Origin of the sequence: Diplocloster agilis (assembly GCF_019042275.1) — a bacterium.
In the GTDB taxonomy this organism is placed as follows: domain Bacteria; phylum Bacillota; class Clostridia; order Lachnospirales; family Lachnospiraceae; genus Diplocloster; species Diplocloster agilis.
Window position 1 is genome coordinate 59,948 of sequence record NZ_JAHQCW010000024.1, and the last position, 21,841, is coordinate 81,788.

A 21,841-nucleotide genomic window follows, 5' to 3' on the forward strand; every position below is an offset into this window, starting at 1 on the left:
CTGGTGAATAGGCTCGGTTCCTGAACCCGGCTTTTCAATTTCACTTAGCGGGTGCCAGCGCAAGCCCTCCGCTCTCCCGGGGAGACACAAATGAATCCGGCAGCCCGGAGCATCCCGGGACACCGATACGCATTCCTGCCTTAAGCAGCGGGCGTACCCAAACCCAGAGGAAGAACCTACGGTCCGCCGGCCAAAGCCATCCCCTGCGGGCGCACCCAAACCCGAGGAAGAACCGCCCCCTACGGCAGCCTCCCTAATCGTCCTCCACAAAGTCCTCCAGCTCCCGGAGCGTCTCTTTTAGCTCCTCCCTGGCCTTCTCGATCTTCGCGTTATCCCGCGTATTAAGCACTTCCTCGAAGCGCCTGATCTCCAGTTCGATGACCTGGCGCACCTGCCCGATGCTCTCCTCGAAGAGCCGCTCACACTTTAAGAGCAGCAGCTTATTCTCCTCCTGATCCCTGGGATGGATCTTCAGGAAAGCCAGCTCCTTCATGCGCTCCTCGATCTCTTCATCGGTCATCTGGTTATTTTCCCCTTTGATGATCTGTTTCTTCGTCTCCCCGGTGGACACGATGGTAACCTCCACCTCCAGGATGGAATTGATATCATAGGTATAAGTAACATCGATGGATTCTTCCCCCGCCTTATTCTTCGGCACGGTCAGTTCCAGTTCACCCAGCAGCACATTATTGTCCGCGAACCGGCTCTCTCCTTGCAGCACCGGAACCGAGATCCGGGTCTGATCGTCATAGATTGTATAGAAACGCTCGGTCCGGCTGGCCGGAATTACCGTGTTCCGCTCGATGATCGGGCAGAAATGTCCCCGCTCGTAGCGGTCGGTATAGCGCTGCTTCACCGACACCTCCGTCCCCAGGGTAAAGGAACACACGTCCGTCAGGATCACTTCCCGGATCGCCTTATTGCGTTCCTTCATGGCCGCCTGGATCGCCGCGCCCAAAGCCACAGCCTCGTCCGGGTTAATCCCGGTGTCCGGGAACTTTCGGAACAGACGGCCGATGAACTGCTGTACGATCGGCAGCTTCGTAGCTCCCCCCACCAGTACCACATCATCGATCTGGGACAGCTTGATCCCCGCGTCGGACAGGCTTCGCTTCACCGGCTTACGGATCTTCTCAAAGAGCGGCTGGCAGGCCTCGTCGTACTCCGAGACGCGGAATTCCTCCACCACCTCTTTGCCGTCCAGAACACAGCGCATGGCGGAAGTCCTGTTCTTGCAGAAACCGACCTTACATTCCTCCGCCTGCTTGTGCAGATACAGCCTGGTTTTCAGATCCAGCTCATCCTCGTTCAATTCCCGGCGTTCCAGGAACATTTTCTCCAGCACATCCGTAAAATCCTCGCCGCCAAGGAAATTGTCCCCGGCCACGGCCCGCACCTCCAGGATGTTTTCAAACAGTTCCAGGATCGACACATCGAAGGTGCCGCCTCCCAGATCAAATACCAGAAATTTGTTGTTGCGTTTCTTCTCATACAGCCCATAGGCGATAGCGGCCGCTGTCGGCTCGCTGATGATACGTTCCACCGTCAGTCCCGCCAGCTCTCCGGCCCGCTTCGTGGCCTTCCTTCTGGCGTCGTTAAAGTAAGCGGGGACGCTTATCACCGCCTCGGTCACCGGCTCACCCAGATAATGCTCCGCGTCTTCCTTTAACGAGCGCAGTACAAAGGATGACAGGTCTTCCGCCGAAAACTCTTTTCTGCCCAGACGGAATTTCTTATTGCTGCCCATGCTGCGCTTGAACACGCTGGCCGCCGTATCGGGATAGAGGGCCAGCCGTTCTTTGGCTGTCTCCCCCACATAGATCGTATCATTTTCATCCACACTGACGACAGATGGGGTCAGGTGGCTTCCCAGCCGGTTCGGGATAATCTTGGGTCCCTCTTCGGTAAAATAGGCCGCCAGGCTGTTCGTCGTTCCCAAGTCAATTCCTATTATCATAAGTCGTTCATCTCTTTCTATGAATTTTCACATCCTGCAATCCGAAACCGCAGTTCCATATCCCTGCAGTCGATATCATACGCTTTCCGGTAAAACTCCAGGGCCTTCTTTTTCTCTCCCGCTTCTTCCAGCAGGATGCCCTGCGCCATATAATATTCCCAGCACTCCCGGCAGCTACAGCTGCGGCACATGTCCCGGCAGCCGATCTGCCCGAAAAGTTTCGCTGCCTTATCCATATCCCCCAGATAATAATACATTTGTCCTAAAATGTAAAGACGCGCGTTCCTTCTCTTCTTCGTCGCCAGATAGTGTTCTATGGAGCCGTATTCCTGAACCGTGGCCGATTTTTCCAGATCAAAATACTTTTTCGCATTCTTGTAATCCTTCTTATTCGAATACAGCTGCATCAGCGCGCGGCAGGAAATGGAATACTCGTTGCTTCCCATCTTCGACTGGGACAGCGCGGTGGTGTAATACTTTTCCGCCTTTCGCAGATTCTTCTTATAATAATACAGATACTGTCCGATCATCCGGTTGGCTTTCCCATAGGAGTCATCCTCTTTCAGGGCCTTCTTGCAATACTGGATGGCGGTTTTGTAATCCCCGGCATACTCATACAGATACGCCATTTCACACAGATAGTAGGCCTTGTTGCTGTTCTCCATCCCAAGAATTTCCTCTATCACCTGCATGGCCTCCCGGAAATGTCCCTGCGAGGAATACATGTCCGACAGATTTTCCCGCAGCCCGGGCTTATTGGGAAACAATTTGATATTATTCAGATAGGCCTCTTTCGCCTCCTCATAGCGTCCCATCCTCTCATAACAGTCGGCCAGATTCCCGTAAAATACGGTAGATTCTCCCGGCGTCATGCATTCCAGCGCTTTCAGGAACATCTCAAGGGCCTCCTCATAGCGCCAGCAATATTTATACACGCAGCCCAGATTATTATAAGCATAGGAATCCTCCGGCTCCAGCTCAAACGCTTTCCTAAAATCTGCCTCGGCCTCGTCCCAATGGCCGGCGCTCATATACAGAAGTCCCCTCTCTACATAATAGTAGGCCGTAGGCGTCAGTTCCAGCTGGCGGCTGGAATAGGGAAGCGCCTGTGCAAAATACTCCTCTTCCTCCGTGACGTCATACATATCGGAATAGTAGTCCGCCAGACGGCTGTTGGCCCTGCGGTGCTCCGGATTAATCTCCAGCACCTTTTCAAAGCACTCCTTTGCCTTCTCGTCCTTTCCCAGATCCCGGTAACAGTTCCCCAGGTCCTCGTAGATATTTTCATTGTCCGACACATGTTTCTGGCACTGCTGATAGAGCAGCAGCGCCTTCTCATAGTCTTTGTCCCGATAGAGCACGTCCGCCTTGAGCCAGAGGTTGTCCACGGAAGGTTCTAACTGTATAGCCTCCTCCACCTGACTTAACGCGTCCTTATACTCGCCAAGAGCCATGGAGCACAGAACGATTTCCCGCAGGATCTGGTTTAACTCCTCTTTCATCCCGCTCTCCGCCCGCAGTTTCGGCACCAGTTCCCGGTCATAGTTGCGGGCTTCCACATATTCCGCGTCCTCAGCGGCTTTCATACGCATCGTCTTTCCCCGGATCACATCCAGCTTCAGGCTGCTGGTCTCGTTTTCTTTGGCCTGATCCAGAATACTCTGCACGTCGTCATATTGCCGGTAAATATAAAACACCTCGGCCGGAAGCTCGTAAGTCTTCGGTATATAAGGGAAAACCTCTTTGATCTTATAAAAATCATCGATAACCTCCTGGGCGCAGCGCAGATGGAAATAGGCATCCTGTCTGGTTACCAGGGCAGGCAGGTAGCGGCTGTCGTTTTCCAGGATCTGATCACAGATATCCACGCTCTCCCGGTACCGTTCCATATGCAGCAGGATATCCGCTTTTTGCTGAAGCGCTCCGTTATCTTCTATGTAGGCCAGCGCCTGGTCAATAGCCGTAAGCGCCTCATCGTAATATTTCGGGTCGGAATCTCCCAGTTTCTGATCCGACGCGGCCAGCAGACTGTAGGCTTTCAGGAAGCGGCCGGGCAATGCCTGTTCCTCTTCCTCGTTCTGAGGTGTTTCCGACCGGATACTTTTGATCCACGCTTCAAAATGCTGCCTGGCCTCGTCAAATTCCGACAGATTATAATAAAATCTTCCGATCAGGCTGTGATATTCCGCCTCATTTTCTGCATCCGGCGTCACCCCGGCCAGCAGCTCTACCCCTTCCTCATTTCTCTCATTCTGGAGCAGGCACCAGCCCAGCTTGAAGCGGACCGCAAAGTTATCCGGCTCCGCCCCGCATTCCTCAAAAAACCGGGGAATCAGATGCTCGTTTACCTCTTTTAACCTGGCCCGGACATCCTGATTATCGGAAATGTCGTTCATAATAGCGATAAAACTATCCTTCGCCTCTTCATACTGCCCGGTCTTCTCCAGATATTCCGCGCAGCGGAAACGTGCCGTGTAGTGGTCTTTTTCCGTCTCCAGCACTTTCTTATAGCAGTCATTGGCCTCCCCGAAACGCTCCAGTTCCCAGTATGCCTGGCCGGTCACATAGGCGATCCACCAGTCCTGCGGATACTTTTCCTCAAGCGGCGTCAGAAGCTCCACTGCTTCCTGGGGATGTTCCTGCTTGATCTTCGCCTCGGCCCTGGAAACCTCCAGATAGGGATGGTAAATGCCCAGGCTCTCCGCCTGGGAAAACAATTCATCCAGAGAGCTGAACTTCCCTTCTTCCACATCCCGGCGGATCTCAAAAAACAGGCTCAGATAGGCATCGTACTCCGCGTCATCCGGCCCCTCGAAATATTCATAAGAGAACCATTCCTCCTGGGTACATTTATTTTCCACAAACTGAAGGAAATCAAGAGGGAAGGATTCTTTTAGTTCTTCCATATCGCCCATCAGAGAGAACTGCTCATCCATCAGCATCCAGATCCGGGACGGCAGCCGAAAATGATCCATGCAGTATTTCAGCAGTTCGGTTCTTACTTCCGGACCGGTTTCCAGATCCATGCAGATATCGTCCCGGAACAGCTCTTTCCATGACTCCGGATCGATTCTCGTGGACAATGTCTCATAGACCGCCTTCACTTTATCAAGCCACTCTCCCAAAGGGCCTTCCGGGCCTTTTTCCTGTTCCGCCGGCTCCTGCGCGGCCAGGCTGCACGCCTGCTCGTAAGCTTCCCTTAAACGCTTGAACCCTTCCGGGTCATCCTCCGGGTTTACATTTACCAGTTTCGACCGGTAGGCCTGCTTGATTTCCTCTTCGTTTTTCGTGGGCTCAATGCCCAAAACCAACCATACTTGTTTTTCATCCATTGTTTATCCCACCATTGCTTTCCTATAATATTTTAATATATGTATTTTTTTGCCATATACTTTCTATCATAACCTATCCGGGCCGGTTGTGCAAATAGGGATTTTCATGCAAAACCGAGTGGGGTTGCCGAACGGACTTAGCGTTCTTCCAGGGGCTTTGTATGCCCACTGCTTAGGGCCTGGAACCGTGGGCGGTATCCGGGGACGCTCCGGGTGGCCGGGTTCTTTTGTATCTCCCTGGGGGCGCATAGGGCGGCTGTAAATACACTTTGTGAAATCGGGAAGCCGGGTTCAGGATGACCTGGCGGACTTCACGTCCGACGGGCAAGAGCCTCTGAACCGGGGGCGTCGCACTCACTTAGCGTTCTTTCACGAGGCTTCGTGTGCCCGCTGCTTAGGGGTTGAAACCGCGGGCGGTATCCGGGGACGCTCCGGGTGGCCGGGTTCTTTTGTATCTCCCTGGGGGCGCATAGGGCGGCTGCGAAGACGCTTAGTGAAATCGGAAAGCCGGGTTCAGGATGCACGGCGGACTTCACGTCCGACGGGCAAGAGCCTCTGAACCGGGAACACATCACGTGTTCCTGGTGAATAGGCTCGGTTCCTGAACCCGGCTTTTCGATTTTACTTAGCGTATTCCAGCGCTAGCCCTCCGCGCTCCCAGGGAGATACAAAAGAACCCGGCCACCCGGAGCATCTCCGGATACCGCTCACGGTTTCAAGTCCTAAGCAGCGGGCACACGAAGCCTCGTGAAAGAACGCTAAGTGAGTACGACGGCCCCCGGTTCAGAAGCTCTTGCCCGTCGGACGTGAAGTCCGCCAGGTCATCCTGAACCCGGCTTTTCGATTTCACTTAGCGTATTCCAGCGCTAGCCCTCCGCGCTCCCAGGGAGATACAAAAGAACCCGGCCGCCCGGAGCGTCTTCTGTATACCACCCACGGTTCCAGGCCCTGAACAGCGGGCATACGAAGCCCGTGGAAGAACCCCGGCGCTTACCACTCGGCTACGGTACCGTCCGCATTGCGCCAGACCGGATTTTTCCAGTCAAAGGGTTCGGCGGCCCTGCGGCGGACGACTTCTTCATCAATCTCGATGCCAAGGCCCGGCGCCTTGGGAAGTTCTACCACACCGTCTTTGTACCGGAATACCGAGGGGTCTTTCAGATAATCCAGCACATCGTTTTCTTTATTATAATGGATCCCGATACTCTGCTCCTGGATCACCGCGTTGGCGCAGGTGGCGTCCAGCTGGATGCACGCGGCCAGCGCGATCGGCCCCAGCGGGCAGTGGGGAGCTAACGCCACGTCATAGGCTTCCGCCATGGAGGCGATCTTCTTGCACTCCGTGATTCCTCCGGCGTGGGACAGATCCGGCTGGATGATGTCCACATAGCCGGAGCTTAATACCTTCTTGTAATCCCATCTGGAAAACATACGCTCTCCCGTGGCAATGGGGATACCGGACTGCTTCGTGATCTCCTTCAGATCCTCCAGGTTTTCCGCCAGTACCGGTTCCTCTATGAACATCAGGCGGTAAGGCTCCAGCTCCTTTGCCAGAATTTTGGCCATAGGCTTATGCACCCGGCCATGGAAATCCACCCCGATACCAAAATATTTCCCGGCCGCTTCCCGGATCGCGGCAACCCGCTCTACTACCGCGTCGATTTTCTCATAGCTGTCTATATAGTGCAGCTCTTCCGTGGCATTCATTTTCACCGCGGTAAAACCCAGTTTTTTTCTTTCCAGCGCCTGGACCGCCACATCATCCGGCCGGTCGCCGCCGATCCAGGAATATACCTTGATATTTTCCCTGCATTTTCCTCCCATCAGCTCATATACCGGAGCCTGGTAGTATTTCCCCTTGATGTCCCACAGCGCCTGGTCGATACCGGAGATGGCACTCATCAGCACCGGGCCTCCCCGGTAGAATCCCGACCGGTATAACACCTGCCAGATGTCTTCGATCCGCTGCGGATCTTTTCCGATCAGGTAATACTTTAACTCTTCCACACAGGCTTTCACCGTATCGGCGCGGCCCTCGATCACCGGCTCGCCCCAGCCTTCTATTCCCTCGTCCGTGGTTACTTTAAGAAACAGCCATCTGGGCGGCACCTTAAATAACTCTATCTCTTTGATCTTCATTTTTTCCTCCAGCGGCGCATGTACTGCGCTATAAATTCAAGTAAGAGTAAACATGATATCTTCTAAACGCTCCTACCCCTGGCAGCCGTGTCAATCTCACAGATAAAATTGTCCTTCCGGATTCCATACATCTGCGGAAACAGATTCGCCTGCTGGCAGGAGTGATTCGGTATGATTTTCAGACGGTCTCCGATCTTTACCTCATCCGGTTTCACAAACCGCACATAACCGTGCTCTTCGTTCATTTTCCACAGCACCGCCCCGGGATGGCCGAGGATCGTTCCATATCCTTCCCCCTCCTGGGACGTATCGCTGCTGAACGTCTTCGTACCCGCATCTATGATATAATGGCTGCTGTCGACCCGGGAAACCACCGTTACCAGAACCTTTAAAGCACAGTCCTCTTCTGTTATCATATTTTTATACAGCTGCGTGCAGTCATTAAAAATACAGTTTCCGGGCCTTGCTTCCGTTAAGCCCTCCAGCAGCTGCGGCTGCTTTGCCGAAAAGGAGGAGCCGCCGCTTAATATCCTCATTTCAAAACCATGTTCTCTCAGCAGGCGGGCCGTATCCAGGATCTGTGTCTTCTCTTTTGTGATATGTCCGGCGATCTCGTCCATAGTGGATGCTCCGTACACACTTCCGTCGAAATATTCGATCCCCGCCAGACGGATCCCCGGAAACGTCCTGATGGCCTCCGCCAGATGTAAAGCGGGCTCTCCGGGTTTTACCCCTCCACGCTCCATGCCTCCGTCCACATCCAGCAGCACTTCCACGGTCCGGCCGATGTCCTGCCCCATCTTAGATAGTCCCCGCGCGCCCTCGATACTGTTTACCACCGTGCGCACCCGGACGCCTTTTTGCAGCAAATTTCCCAGACGCCTGCATTTTTCCTCCCCGATGACAGGAAAAGCCAAAAGAATATCGTCAAATCCGGCCTCCGCGAAAACCTCCGCTTCCCCTAATTTTGCGCAGGTAATCCCGCAGGCGCCCATTTCCAGCTGCATCCGCGCCAAAAATATACTTTTGTGAGTTTTAATATGGGGGCGGTAGCTGATCTTATATTTATCAAGGCCTTCCACCAGGGAGCTTATATTCTTCTCCACGATATCCAGATCCACCAGCACCGCCGGCGTTCCGATCTTTTCCAGCATTATTCGTTCCTTCTTTCTGACAGAGTCTTATCCACAGGCCGTCCTTCAGCGCTGCTCGTATATCTCAAAGACCGCTTCCACTTCGACCGGAATCCCGGTAGGCAGTGAATTCGTTCCAAGCGCACAGCGGGTATGGGCTCCGTTGTCGCCCAGGACTTCCTTCATGAGATCAGAAGCGCCGTTTACCACCACAGCCTGCCCTTTAAAATCATCCGTACAAGCTACATAACCTTTTAGATTGACGATCCGTTTTATCCGTTCCAGGCTTCCCAGATGCTTTTTCATTTGGGCAAGAATATTACATCCGCACAGTCTGGCCGCTTTCTGCGCTTCTTCCGGTGTAATATCCTTTCCCACGGTCCCTTCGTAGACGTTTTTTCCGTCCCGTACAGGGCCCTGTCCGGATACATACACCAGGTTCCCTACCGTTACGCAGGGGACATAGGAAGCCGTGGGTACCGGCGGATCGACCAGTTCGATTCCCTTTTCTTTTAATCTCTCATCTATTGTCATTCGATTCTCTCTCCTTTGTCAAATATCTTCCGGCGTCCAGCCGGACGATGTTACCCTGCCGGACTGCCGGCCTTCCGTTTACAAACACATATTTCATTCCCGCCGGCAGTTCACCGGGCTTTTCATAGGTAGACCGGCTGACGAATTCCTCCGGCCGGAAGGCAATAATATCTGCGTAATATCCGGCACAGATCCGCCCCCGGTCCCGGATTCCCATATATTCCGCCGGAAGGGACGTACATTTCCTTATGGCCTCTTCCATGGTAAAATCTTTCCTGCCATTCACATATTCCTGTATGAACTTCGGATAAGTCCCGGTGGACCTGGGATGGGTAAATCCCTGTTGAGAATAGATGGAATCGGAGATGACAGCCGTCTCTTTCAGGCCGATCACCTTTCGGACATCCCGCTCATCCATATGAAAAAATGCTATGCCCGTCTCACAGGCATCCTCCAACAGGATATCCAGGCACATTTCCTCCGGCGGCACGCCGTTCTCCCGGGCCAGTTCCCCTATATTCTTTCCTATCTGAGCCGCCTTCGTACCCGAAAGCAGGGTCACCCGGTCCCATCCGGTGGCGTATACCAGATTATCCCAGGAACTTTGTCTTTTGCCCAGATCCGCAAGGATTCTTTGCCTGCACCTGGTGTCCCGAAGCCGTTCCAGGATCTTTTCCGTGCCCCCCGCAAGCGCCCAGGGCGGCAGTAAGGTAGTAAGCGTCGTAGAACCGGCCTCATACGGATAAGCGTCCCAGGTCACCGGAAGCCCTTCTAACCTGGCTTCATATAATAAATCGAGGATCTTCTCAAACGGCGGCCCCCAGTTATCCCGTCCGGCCGCCTTCAAGTGGCTGATATGAAAATGCACTCCTGTACTCCGACAAAGCCTTAAAACCTCGCGTACCGACGCATCCGCCATACTCCCCTCTCCCCGCAGATGTACGGTAATAACGGCGCCGTATGCCGCCGCCACCTTACAAATCCTGCCCAGCTCTTCCTCCGAATAATAGCATTCCGGCGTGTACATAAGGCCCATACTTAGTCCGAACGCTCCGTGCTGAAGCGCTTCTTTCAGGCGTTCCTCTATCTGTCTCATTTTCCGGTCCGGCACAGGACCATCCCCTGTCCCGTTTACCGCCACCCGCAGAATTCCGTTTCCCACCAGTGTTCCCTGGTTTACATTCAGCTCTTTTTTTCTGATTGCTTGAAGAAATGAGTCAAAGTCCGTCCATTCTACCGCTTTTTCCGGAAGCCTGCCAAGCAGCGGCTCTACGAATTCTTTACAAGCGTTCATCCGCTCTTCCAAGAGCGGGAAGGGGGAGAAACCGCAGTTGCCCGATATCATCGTGGTGATTCCTTGCATCAGCTCACATCCGCTGTCCGGCCAATGAAAAGGCTGCAGGTCCGCATGTCTGTGAATATCTATAAAACCCGGAGCGACTGCCATGTCCTTCATATCTATGACTTCGCAGGCCTCGGCTTTGATATCCCGGCCAATGGCGGCAATTCTCCCTTCCCGGATCAGGATCTCTCCCGGATAACACCCTTGTCCGCTTCCATCATATATCCGGCAGTTTCTCAGTAAATAGCGGTCAGCCGCACTGTTATCCTTAAATAAGCCGCTTTGCTCCATGCTTTCCAACCTGCTTTCTCTTCTGCTTTTCCCGATCCTGTCGTTTCTTATGTCGTTCCTTCTATCGTTTCTTCTGTCGTGTTCCTCATTCCCGGGATTACTGCTTCTGTGCTTTTTCTATTCCTGTATTTTTCTTTGCCCGCTGCCCGCTCCTATGTATCTGATCTCCAGAGCCGTATTTTCTTTTATCCGTACAGCCTCGCCGCCGTGCAGCAGAATCGTATCCCCTATCCGTTCCGGCTTCAGGATTTCTTTTCCGATACACGCTTCGATATTCCGCTCCGTATTTCGATCCATATTCTGGTCATCCCGGTCCGCCTTCCACTCCGGCAGTTCCAGCTCCCGCAGGCTGATTTCACCGTAAGCGACGCGCAGGCAGATTCTGTCTTTTTCCATCCTCATGCTTCCCCAGCCTCCGTCCATGGCCCAGAAGCAGAAGAAATCCTCCTGGTTCTTCAAAGGCTGAAAGCCGATCTTTCCGCGGGACATATCATAACGGAATCCGCTGTAAGCCAGCAGCAGACCGTAACTGGCCATCGACCTGGCATAATTACTGCCGCACTCGATCTCGTTCCAGGGGTTCCGCTTACTGCCGTCGTACCGGTCCCGCACCGCCGTGATCAGATCCAGGCCTTCCTGCTCCATGCCCTCCCGGATCATGTGAATCCCGGCCTGGTATTCGAATCCGGCCATCGTCTCCGAGTTATAAGCCACCGGAATATCCGGTTTCTTACTCCCCCGGGGCCAGGTACAGATTACCGTTCCGCTCTCCTCATTCAGGGAATAGATTCTCCAGGTATTAGTGAGTTCTGAAATATCCTTATAATAGTTATGTTCATGGATCGCTTTCAGTGCGCTTTTTACCTTCTGTCGTTCGAAGATCTCTCCCAGCCCGGACAGATCCGCATGCCATTGTGCCAGCACCTGGTCGATCAGACAGCCCTCGCCCACCTGATACTTGATCTGACCGCTCTCCTCGTTCCAGTATGCTTCAAAGACGCTCTCCCCGAACAGGGCCCGGTCCTTCGAATACGGTTCCAGCAGCTGCTTATCGTTAAGATCGATGCGCTGGATAAAATAGCTGCCGTTGAACAGATTTTCATCCACCCACTGTTTCCCTTTTTCAAAAATCCTCTTATATTCGCGGGCATCCTCCTCATATCTCAGATGTTCCGCCATCCGCCACATGCTTTTTAGCGCCAGCAGGTAAAAGCCCGTCAGCCAGGAGTTGGCGCCGAACAGTTCCATATCCAGCGTATGATGCTGGCGGCCGGTGATCACCCCGCTCTTATCCGGGTCCCACCGGTCTTTGTTGTCCGGATGCCAGGCATATTCCATGGCTTTTTTTACAGCCGGATATATTTCTTTCAGCCAATTATCGTCCCCAGAGATCTTCCATTCCCGGTAAACCTTATAGATGCTGCCCATCTGTCCGTCCACGCACGCGTTAAAGCTGTCCCTCCTGCGGCCCAACGGAAGCTGGAGCCGGAAAGACATCTTTCCGGAAGGGTCCTGGTTATATCGGAAATCCAGATCCCGCATACTGCGCTCCAGTTTTGGAAATAAAAACGGAAGCGCATAGGCGTAATTCCACACATGACTGCAGGAACCTTCACAGCAGCCTTCATCCTCAATGCAGCCCTCAAATCCATAAAATTCCCCATTTTCAAGCCGTAAGCAGGTGGGAGTCTTAAGCGTGGCGATATTGGCCAGTACCGCTTCCCTGGCCGTCTCGGGCATCGTCGTCTGCATGAGCAGGTCATGGAAAGTGCGGGTTGCGCCATATAACCGGTCCCAGTTTCTGATACTATAGACCGCGGCAGCACCCGAGTCCCGGAACAGTTTCGTGTAATAGTTCTTCCAATAAGTCCGTTTATCCTCCTCGGGGTTCCAGTAATTATAGACATAGGGAATATTCCAGCTCAGTACAAACCGCACCTTACCGGTTTCTCCGGGTTCCAGGGAAAAATGAGCGGCCAGAACAGCCGTATCCTTATTCCTTCCCTGTCCCTTGTACAGTTCGTAGTCTTCCGGGTAATACCGGTCCTTCAACCCGCCGGGCTTTAAAAAATCTTTCCAGAACATCTCCAGGCTGTCTGAGCGGTTCCCTCTGTACCAATACTGCTGGCAGCTGGTCTTTGGCGCGTCGGTGGCAATGGTCAGATCGCCGTAATTCTTATCTGTTTCCTGAACGCCCCAGGGTTTCATGCCCAGCATTTTGACTGTCCCCGACTCCTGGTAGGAGTTAACCGATTTCACACACTCCACCGGATTCGTGGCGGAAAAGGCCAGTGAATAATCGATTCTGCTGTCCCCGGTGTTCCTCACACACAGTTCAAAAAACGCCGCGGGGATGCTGGAATCCGCATCATTGGATGGGATAAACGGATTAAAAGCCAGCATTTCCACATAAGCCGGCATTCTGCCGTCAGAAAACTGAAGCTGCGCCAGAGGGTATTCCCCCCGGAACCGCACTTGTTGAAAATGCGGCATACCGGCTAAGGTCATGCGCTCCGGACCGAATCCATAGCCGCTGTGCAGCTTGCCGTTTCTCAGATAACTCCCCATACGGCTGCCCATATAATCGCCCAGGATTATCCGGGCATCCAGCACTTCCCCGTCCTTTTCCGCCTTCAGGGCGAAGTGCGTATAGCCGTTATAGCTTCTCTTATTCGGCCGGTTGAAAATCTCCCAGTCGGCCAGCAGCCCGTTCCCGGCCACGCCGATGCAGCCAGTTCCTATTCCGCCCACCGGAAAGGATATTTCTTTCAGCTTTTCGTTCGTATATTCAAACCTGCTCATATCTAAATTTCTCCGTTTTGCTCTGCATGTTATTCTATTTTCCCGGATACCTCTGCTATCCCTTGACCGCTCCCGATGTCATGCCGCTGACAAAATATTTCTGCAGGAACATAAAGACAATTACCAACGGGATACTGGATATCACAGACGCCGCCATCATGTCATTCCACATCACGCGTTCCCCATTCAACGATGTGATTCCTATCGTGATGGTCTGCATATTTGCCTGAGTGGTCAGGATACTGGTAAACATATACTCATTCCATCCGGTGATAAAGGAAAAGATCGCCACAGACGCGATACCGGGCAGCGTAAGCGGCATGATCACCTTCAGGAACGTCTGGAACCTGCTGCAGCCATCTATGATCGCCGCCTCATCCAGTTCCAGCGGGATAGATTTGAAAAAGCCCATCATCATCCAGGTGGCAAACGCGACGGAAATGGAGATGTATACCAGAATCATGCCGATATATGTATTCAAAAGCCCCAGGGATTTGATAACATTGTAAAAGGGCACTAACAGCATGACCGAAGGGAACATCTGCGTCACCAGCAGGAATGACATAAAAGCGTTTTTCCCGCGGAATTCAAACCGGGTCACCCCGTATCCTGCAAAACAAGCACAGATGACGATCAGGATCGTGGAACACAGAGTATAGATCACCGTATTCTTCAGCTGCATCAGGAAGGGATAATCCTTGAAAAATCTTTGATAGGCCACCAGGGACGGAGTCTCCGGAATCCAGCGCGGAACCGCTGCCACCATCTCCGAGTCAATTTTAATTGATGTGGAGATCATCCACAGAATCGGAAGCAGGACAATCACGCAGAAGAACAGCATAATAATCACAGCGCCTGTATTTCCCTTCCGTTCCAGTTTTCCGCTCTTCACTTTCTTCTTATTCATCGCGCAACAACCTCCTGTACAGCTTACTGATCGCCAGGCAGACAACAAATACCACTACGGACATGGCCGCCGCCTTGCCGAAATCGAAAAACTCAAAAGCTGTCTTATAAATGTCGATACTGATCAAAGAGGTCTCCTGACCCGGTCCGCCGTTGGTCAGCACCCACGCCATCGTATAGTGCTTAAACCACCATACCGTGTCCAGTACCAGCGTGACTGTCAAAACGCTTTTCAGGCTGGGCAAAGTAATATACAGGAATTCCTGCCATTTGCTGACACCGTCCACTCTGGCCGCTTCATACAGGGTCTTGTCGATATTCTGCAGTCCAGCCAGGATCATGGTCATAACCATCGGATAACCCTTCCAGATACAGACGAACACCAGCATCATAAACGCATATTCTTTGGACCCCAGCCAGGAGATGGGTTCCGACGTCAATCCGACGGTCATCAATACATGATTCAGCAGTCCGTACAGTGGGTTGAAAATCCATTTGAAGATCAACGCGATAACCGCTTCCGGAAACAGCCAGGGCAGCAGCAGGATGCTGCGGAAGATTGCCATCCCCCGGATATTCCGGTTCAGCGCATGGGCCAGTATGAATCCAATCAGAAAATGCCCGCCGACCACTAGGATCGAAAATTTTAACGTCAGTAAAATTATTTTATAAAAATTCAGGTCGGTCAGAATGCTTTTGAAGTTTAAGATTCCAACGAAGTCCCATTTATTTACCAGGTTCGTATCAAAGAAACTGATATAAACTCCGTAAAGCAACGGGTAGATAATCAGCACAAACATGGTAATAAGCGCCGGAAAGATAAAATAGTATCCCGTCTTATTAAAACTTATGTTAGCTTGCTTTCTATTCCTACTTTTTCTCATATTTCCCCAAACCTACCTATCATCGGTAAGTGAAGTGGAGTTTGGCAGGTATCGCAGACTCCACTTCACATCACATTTTATTTATTATTTTCAGCCAGAATCGCTTCCGTTTTCTCTTTTACCACTTTCATGGCGTCTTCCACGGACTGGCCGGTTCCCATGATATTGCTGTAGGCTTCTCCTGCCACATCCAGAAGTTCCACGTATCCCGGGAATACAGGCTGTTTGTAAGGTTTATCCAACATGGCAACATATCCCTTGAAGATTTCCTGATTAAACATTTCGTCCTGCATCACGTCTTTTTGGGTCGGCATTCTTCCGGTACCCTCCGCAAATTTCAGGATATTTTCCGGAAGGAGTGTAAATTTCAAATATTCCAGCGCCTCTTCCTTATGCTCAGAGGTGGCGGAGATCGCATATCCTCCGATTCCGGTGGCGGAGCAGGATGTGGTTCCTGTAGGCAGCATACAGCTTGCCATCTTTTCTCCCACTTCCGGGTTCTGGCTCTTAATCACGCCGATCGCGTTGGAACCGGTAATCATCATGGCCGTCTTTTCAGTGGAGAAATAATTCACCGCTTCCGCATATCCCGTCTCCACCGCGCCGGGAGGCACCACACCGTATTCGTTATTCAGATCCGTAAAATATGTAAGGAAATTTTCAAATTCCGGAGAGGTAAAGCCGGATTCCCAGGTACCGTTGTTATCAACCACTTCATCCACGCCCCAGGTTCTGGACATGGCTACAAATCTGGATTCGCCGGAATTGTTTCTGGTTCCTACCATACTAAAGCCCCAGCGGTCGATCTTTCCGTCGCCGTCGGTATCCTTGGTCATCTTTTTCGCTGCTTCCAGGAATTCATCCCAATTCGAAGGGGGCTGAATCCCTTCCTCCTCAAACCAATCGGCCCGGTACAGCAATGCGGTCGGCGTACACAGCCAGGGGAACATCAGGATCTTATCCCCTACGCTTGCTTCATACAAAGCTCCCTCAAAATAAGTATTTACATATTCTTCTCCCATCATCGGACGAAGATCCTCGAAAATACCCATCTCCTCAAACTGGGCCAGCCAGGTCGGCTGTACGCCAACCACATCCGGCAGGCTGTCTCCGGTGGCCAGGGTGATGATCTTTTTCTGCACATCATTGGTGGACATCGGAATAAACTCTATTTTAATGTTCGGGTTCTTTTCCATAAAATCGTCGGCAATCTCCTGTTCGATCGCCCCTTCGACTTTCTCACCCATCATACCCGACATTACCTGGATGGTGATCGGTTCTCCGTCTGCTTTGCCACTGTCACTTTTTTCATCACCGCCCTGGGCTTCCTGCCCGGCCGGAGTCTGCGCCGGTTCCTCCGTCTTGCTTCCACATCCGGTAAATAAGGCGGCAACCATGGTCATCGCCATCAAAACTGCTGTCAACTTTCTGTATTTCATTTTTCTTCCTCCTGTCTCGGTTCTTATATACGAACCATAATTGCAAATACGTATTTTGTACCTTCATATTAACCAAAGTCCGCACACATGTCAACCCCTAAGATAAAATTCGACAAATTGTTTAAAAAGCAGTTCCGCTGTTTATTCATATTTTCCAAACCACTGTGTATCCTTACCTAATATTATGCGTGTACGCGCGCATAAAAGTTTGAATGCAGGCACACACATCGGACAATGCGCAAATCTGGTTTTTCCCTATGCTTTACCTATATAGAAACTATAAATTACAGCCATTTTCTTTTTGGTGTTGACAGCTATTTTTATTCGTGTTATATTGTCCATGAGTTCGTATATAAAACCATTGTTCCCAAATACATTTATAGGAGATGATCTTTACATGCCGGATAAAGCTCAGCACATGCCCACACTCAGAGTTACAAAAATGTTAAAAACCATTTCAGATTCCCCCCATGGATTAACCCTTACGGAAATCACAGAGTTAAACAACATGCCGAAGAGCAGCCTGTTCCCCATCGCCCATACCCTGGTGGAGGAAGGTTTCTTAAATTATGATGCCGCAACCGGTAGGTTTACTCTGGGTCTGGAGTTATTTGAGATTGGAAATAAATTCCTGAACCAGTTTGATATTATGGAATATATCAAGCAGCAGATGGACAGCATCGTGAGCATATGTAATGAGACTTGCCACTTCGCCGTATTGAGCGGAGGAGACGTGTTATATATACATAAAGTAGATTCCCATGAGCCGATCCGGATGTATTCGTCGGTCGGTAAAAGGCTGCCCGCCTACGGCACCGGTCTGGGGAAAGCCCTGTTATGCACCCACTCCCTTCCGGAACTGCAGAAGCTTTACCCGGACGGCTTAAAACCACTGACCGAAAATACCATCACAGATATCCGTTGTCTGGAAGAGCAGTTAAAAACTATCCGTCAGAATGGGGTGGCCTTTGAAAAGGAAGAATCCAACCTGCATGTACAGTGTATAGCCGTCCCTCTCCTGAAAGACGGCAAACCATTGGCCGCCTTAAGCGTAGCAATTCCGGTTTTCCGCGCAACCGGGGAACATCTGGATCTGATCGAAAAGTTACTGGTGGGAACCAGAAAAAATATTGAGCAGGTCCTCTCTACCATGGACTTCCCATTAGAAAGTCTAATATAGCAGAAATGAGGTGTGCAACAAATGCCTGAACTAATCACTCTGGGGGAAACTATGGTCTGTTTTACCCCGGAAAATAACGAGCCGCTGCAGTATGCCCATACCTTTGAAAAAAGAATCGCCGGCGCAGAGAGCAACGTAGCGATCGCGGCCGCCCGCCTGGGCCATAGCAGCGGCTGGATCAGCAAACTTGGAAATGATCCGTTCGGTTCCTATATAAAGAATACGATACGGGGCGAAGGCGTGGATGTATCAGGGGTCCGCATACACAGCCAGAACCCCACCGGTCTGATGTTCAAACAGATTTGTGACAGCTGCGAAAGCGTAATTACCTATTACCGGCAAAACTCCGCCGCCAGCACCCTGACTCCCTCCGATCTCAATCCGGAATATTTCCGGGGCTGCAGAATCTTCCATACAACCGGCATAAACTCCGCCATCAGCCAGAGCGCCCATGAAACGGTTAAGGCCGCCATACAGACGGCAAAAGCGGCCGGCTGTATGGTCAGTTTCGATCCCAATGTCCGTCTGAAGCTGTGTACCAGGCAAAAGATACGCGGCCTGCTGCTGGAAATTATCCGTTATTCTGATATCCTGCTTTTGGGCTTGGATGAGGCGGAGATTCTGTTTGACACGAGAGAACCGGAAGAAATCTTTCTGCGGGTTTTCGGTCTGGGCGTCCGTTTCATAGGTCTTAAAATGGGCGATCAGGGCGCTTATGCGGCTGATCCGGAAACCTCCTTCTTCTGTCCTACTTTTCCGGCCAGAAAGGTGGATTCCATCGGGGCCGGGGATGCCTTTAACGCCGGATTCCTGACCGGGCTGCTGGAAGGCAGGTCCCTGGAAGATTGTGGATTGTATGGAAGCGCTATGGGCGCCATGGCTGTCATGTCGAAAGGAGATTTTGAGAATCTTCCGGACAGAAACGGCCTGGAATCGTTCCTGAGCGGAAGCCTGTTGATTACCAGATAGGAGGTAGTAAAATGAACGCAGAGATAAAACAGCAGATCATAAATCATAAAATCGTATCCATTGTGCGGGGTATTCCAAAAGACAGTCTGATACCGGTGATGGATGCCCTCTGCCGGGGCGGTATCCGCTGTGTGGAAATAACGCTGAATACACCCGGCGCCCTGCAGATGATCCAGCAGGCCAAGGAAGCTTATGGTTCCCGAATGCTGGTGGGAGCCGGTACCGTTATGGATAAACCTTCTGCGGTAAACGCGGTATTTGCCGGCGCCGACTTTATTTTATCCCCGGTCCTGGACTTGGAGGTAATTGAGGTATGCCACAGCTATTCCCGGGTGGCTGTTCCGGGCATTATGACTCCCACAGAAGCCCAGACGGCCTGGAAGGCCGGAGCGGATATCATCAAGCTCTTCCCCGCCGCCTCACTGGGGACCGATTATGTCCGCAATCTCCTGGGGCCTATGAGTGAACTGGATATTATGGCCGTGGGCGGAATCTCCGCCGATAATCTGACAGCCTTTCTGGAAAATGGCGTTTGCTGTTTTGGAATCGGCGGTGAACTGGTCAACAAAAAACTGGCGGCTGCCCATGATTTTGAATCCATCACACACAGGGCCAGGACTTTTGTGGAATTGGTACAACAGTAATAGCAAAAACAAGTATCATAGAATTCGTGTGCCGGTCCCCTGCTATTCAAATTTCCTCAGCACTGCATCGGATACATGATAGAATTCAGGAAGCACCTCGTGGATAGGGGCTTCCTGTCATTTTATTTGGCAGGGGTATAACGATTCTTATCCGAAGTTTATAAATAATTTAGAATAATTTATATTTTATCTATTGATTTATTTCTTTAAAATCTGCATTATGTTAGATACAAACATCTTTTATGATGCAGGGCAGTTCTCGCCTTGCTCTGATTCCCCAATCTCATCACTCATTGATATCACTTTCACGTAACCCTTCTTGATAAAATCATCATTTATACAGGAGAAAAAATATGTCCGAGAATCCCTTACCGGTCACCGCCTATAAGGACAGAATGTTTATCCATCTGTTTTCCGACAAGAACCGGTTGTTACAATTGTATAATGCCGTTCGGGGTACCCATTATGAGAATCCGGAGGATATCGATGTGAACACCCTGGAAAATGTCCTCTTTATGAACATGAAAAATGACCTGTCCTTCGCATTTCATGAAGAATTATCCTTATATGAACATCAGAGCAGTATGAATCCCAACATGCCGCTTCGGGGCCTTTTGTACATCGCCAGGTTATATGAAAAATTAACAAAAGGTATGGGCATCTATTCCACAAGGTTAATTCCCCTTCCAAACCCGAACTTCGTAGTTTTTTATAATGGGCTGGAAGAAATGCCTCCGGAATGTATCATGAGACTCTCCGATGCTTATCAGATCCCGTCGGAAACTCCCCTGTTGGACTTCCAGGTCAGAATCATAAATATTAATTATAAGGAAAATATGGAATTTCTTGATAAATGCCCGATATTGAAAGAATACAGTTATTTCGTAGATCTGGTCCGTAACTATCGGCAGAGTTTGCCGTTGCAGGAAGCGATCCGTCAGGCTATAATAAAAAGTAAGGAAAACAATGTCTTAAAAGATTATCTGGAACAGCATGGTTCGGAGGTGGAAAATATGCTGATGACGGAATACAGCCGTGAGATGGATATTGCAGTGAACCGCAGAGAAGCAGAAGAGGATGGCGAATTAAAAGGGCGAATAGAAAGTATCTTTATACTGCTGTCGGATTACAAAATACCAAAAATGTTGGAACGCCGAATCAGAGCAGAAAAGGACACCGAACTTTTGAACAAATGGATGAAGGCAGCCGCAAAAGCGTCTTCGCTGCAGGAATTCAGAGAATTGGCCGGTCTAACACAGACACGCTGACATCTACAATAAATGACAACTACGGAGGAATATTTATGATACGTTTGGCAATTATCGGCACCAATAAAATAACACGGCGTTTTCTGGACGCCGTGCAAAAGACGGAACTGCTTCAGTTAACCGGCGTCTATTCCCGCACCATGGAAAAGGCGGTCGAATTCGGAACAGAATTCGGAGCGGTGAAATTCTACGACCGGCTGGAGGCCTTAGCTTCCGACCCTGAGATCGACGCGGTCTACATCGCCAGCCCGAATTACTGTCACTGCGAACAGGCGGTCACGCTGATGCAGGCCGGCAAGCATGTGATGGTGGAAAAACCCGCCGCATCCAATTTTGCCGAATTTAACAGGATGGCCGAGACCGCCCGGCAGAATCATGTGATCCTGCTGGAAGCCATGCGTTGTGTGATAGATCCGGCCTTCGATCTATTGGCGGCGCATTTGGACGACATCGGACAGATCCGCCAGGCGACTTTTCAGTATTGTCAGTATTCTTCCCGTTATGACAACTACAAAAACGGTATCATCGAAAACGCGTTCCGGCCGGAGCTGTCCAATGGTTCTTTGATGGATATCGGCGTTTACTGCGTGCATCTGATGGCGAAGCTCTTCGGTATGCCGAAAAAAATACAGGCGGATGCCGTTTTCCTGCCAAATGACATCGACGGCGCCGGGACGATCCTGGCCCATTATGACGGTTTTCAGGTACAGCTGGTCTATTCGAAAATATGCGACAGCTTCGTTCCAAGCCAGATCATGGGGGAAAAGGGCGCGCTTACGTTCCTGGAGCTTCCCAACATCCACGACATCGGTCTGGTCTTAAGAAACGGCGAACAGAAGCGCCTTCCGCTTCGGAAGGATTCCAACAACATGCTGTATGAGGCCATCCGCTTTGCGGAAATGATAAACGGAAAGGATCTGGCAGGCTGTGAGGAATGTCTCAGAGTTACCGGTATGGAAATGCAGATTATGGACGAGGCCCGCAGACAGACCGGGTTGGTTTTTCCGGCAGACCGTTAGCA

Annotated in this window: 15 protein-coding genes; 5 read left to right on the forward strand and 10 right to left on the reverse strand. The window is 51.2% G+C overall.

The window, feature by feature from the left end:
- Positions 1-253 precede the first annotated feature (253 nt).
- The 10 genes from KTH89_RS14440 to KTH89_RS14485 form a co-directional block, all read right to left on the reverse strand.
- Positions 254-1,957 carry a molecular chaperone HscC gene (locus KTH89_RS14440; protein WP_238722174.1) on the reverse strand — a complete coding sequence of 568 codons (1,704 nt, stop codon included), beginning with the start codon at positions 1,955-1,957 and terminating at the stop codon, positions 254-256.
- Positions 1,958-1,974: 17 nt separating this feature from the next.
- Positions 1,975-5,289 carry a tetratricopeptide repeat protein gene (locus KTH89_RS14445; RefSeq protein ID WP_238722175.1) on the reverse strand — a complete coding sequence of 1,105 codons (3,315 nt, stop codon included), beginning with the start codon at positions 5,287-5,289 and terminating at the stop codon, positions 1,975-1,977.
- 990 nt (positions 5,290-6,279) lie between these two features.
- Positions 6,280-7,428 carry a galactonate dehydratase gene (gene dgoD / locus KTH89_RS14450; protein WP_158348346.1) on the reverse strand — a complete coding sequence of 383 codons (1,149 nt, stop codon included), beginning with the start codon at positions 7,426-7,428 and terminating at the stop codon, positions 6,280-6,282.
- Positions 7,429-7,490: 62 nt separating this feature from the next.
- Positions 7,491-8,582: an alanine racemase gene (locus KTH89_RS14455; protein ID WP_238722176.1), complete on the reverse strand. Its 1,092-nt coding sequence runs from the start codon at positions 8,580-8,582 to the stop codon at positions 7,491-7,493.
- 45 nt (positions 8,583-8,627) lie between these two features.
- On the reverse strand, positions 8,628-9,095 hold the full coding sequence (locus KTH89_RS14460) for a RidA family protein (protein WP_238722177.1): 468 nt from the start codon (positions 9,093-9,095) through the stop codon (positions 8,628-8,630).
- Positions 9,082-10,728, reverse strand: a complete 1,647-nt coding sequence (locus KTH89_RS14465; protein WP_238722178.1) for an N-acyl-D-amino-acid deacylase family protein — start codon at positions 10,726-10,728, stop codon at positions 9,082-9,084. Before KTH89_RS14465 ends, KTH89_RS14460 begins: the two co-directional genes overlap by 14 nt.
- A gap of 117 nt (positions 10,729-10,845) precedes the next feature.
- Positions 10,846-13,530: a GH116 family glycosyl-hydrolase gene (locus tag KTH89_RS14470; protein ID WP_238722179.1), complete on the reverse strand. Its 2,685-nt coding sequence runs from the start codon at positions 13,528-13,530 to the stop codon at positions 10,846-10,848.
- A 55-nt stretch (positions 13,531-13,585) separates the two neighbouring features.
- Positions 13,586-14,437, reverse strand: a complete 852-nt coding sequence (locus tag KTH89_RS14475; protein ID WP_238722180.1) for a carbohydrate ABC transporter permease — start codon at positions 14,435-14,437, stop codon at positions 13,586-13,588.
- Positions 14,430-15,320 carry a carbohydrate ABC transporter permease gene (locus tag KTH89_RS14480; RefSeq protein WP_158348334.1) on the reverse strand — a complete coding sequence of 297 codons (891 nt, stop codon included), beginning with the start codon at positions 15,318-15,320 and terminating at the stop codon, positions 14,430-14,432. The genes KTH89_RS14475 and KTH89_RS14480 overlap by 8 nt, the downstream gene beginning before the upstream one ends.
- 77 nt (positions 15,321-15,397) lie before the next feature.
- Positions 15,398-16,759, reverse strand: coding sequence for an ABC transporter substrate-binding protein (locus tag KTH89_RS14485; RefSeq protein WP_158348332.1), 1,362 nt, complete (start codon positions 16,757-16,759; stop codon positions 15,398-15,400).
- Positions 16,760-17,156: 397 nt separating this feature from the next.
- Here KTH89_RS14485 and KTH89_RS14490 point away from each other — a divergent pair, with 397 nt between their 5' ends.
- The 5 genes from KTH89_RS14490 to KTH89_RS14510 all read left to right on the forward strand — a co-directional run bounded on the left by KTH89_RS14490 (position 17,157) and on the right by KTH89_RS14510 (position 21,839).
- Complete coding sequence (locus tag KTH89_RS14490) at positions 17,157-17,939, forward strand: IclR family transcriptional regulator (protein ID WP_238722181.1); 783 nt, start codon at positions 17,157-17,159, stop codon at positions 17,937-17,939.
- Positions 17,940-17,960: 21 nt separating this feature from the next.
- A complete protein-coding gene (locus KTH89_RS14495; protein ID WP_238722182.1) occupies positions 17,961-18,908 on the forward strand; it encodes a sugar kinase in 948 nt (315 codons plus the stop codon).
- Positions 18,909-18,919: 11 nt separating this feature from the next.
- On the forward strand, positions 18,920-19,552 hold the full coding sequence (locus tag KTH89_RS14500) for a bifunctional 4-hydroxy-2-oxoglutarate aldolase/2-dehydro-3-deoxy-phosphogluconate aldolase (protein WP_238722183.1): 633 nt from the start codon (positions 18,920-18,922) through the stop codon (positions 19,550-19,552).
- Positions 19,553-19,905: 353 nt separating this feature from the next.
- The gene (locus tag KTH89_RS14505; protein ID WP_238722184.1) at positions 19,906-20,820 is read left to right on the forward strand and encodes an RpnC/YadD family protein; all 915 of its coding nucleotides are present in this window, start codon (positions 19,906-19,908) and stop codon (positions 20,818-20,820) included.
- A gap of 35 nt (positions 20,821-20,855) precedes the next feature.
- Complete coding sequence (locus tag KTH89_RS14510; RefSeq protein WP_158348321.1) at positions 20,856-21,839, forward strand: Gfo/Idh/MocA family protein; 984 nt, start codon at positions 20,856-20,858, stop codon at positions 21,837-21,839.
- Positions 21,840-21,841 lie beyond the last annotated feature (2 nt).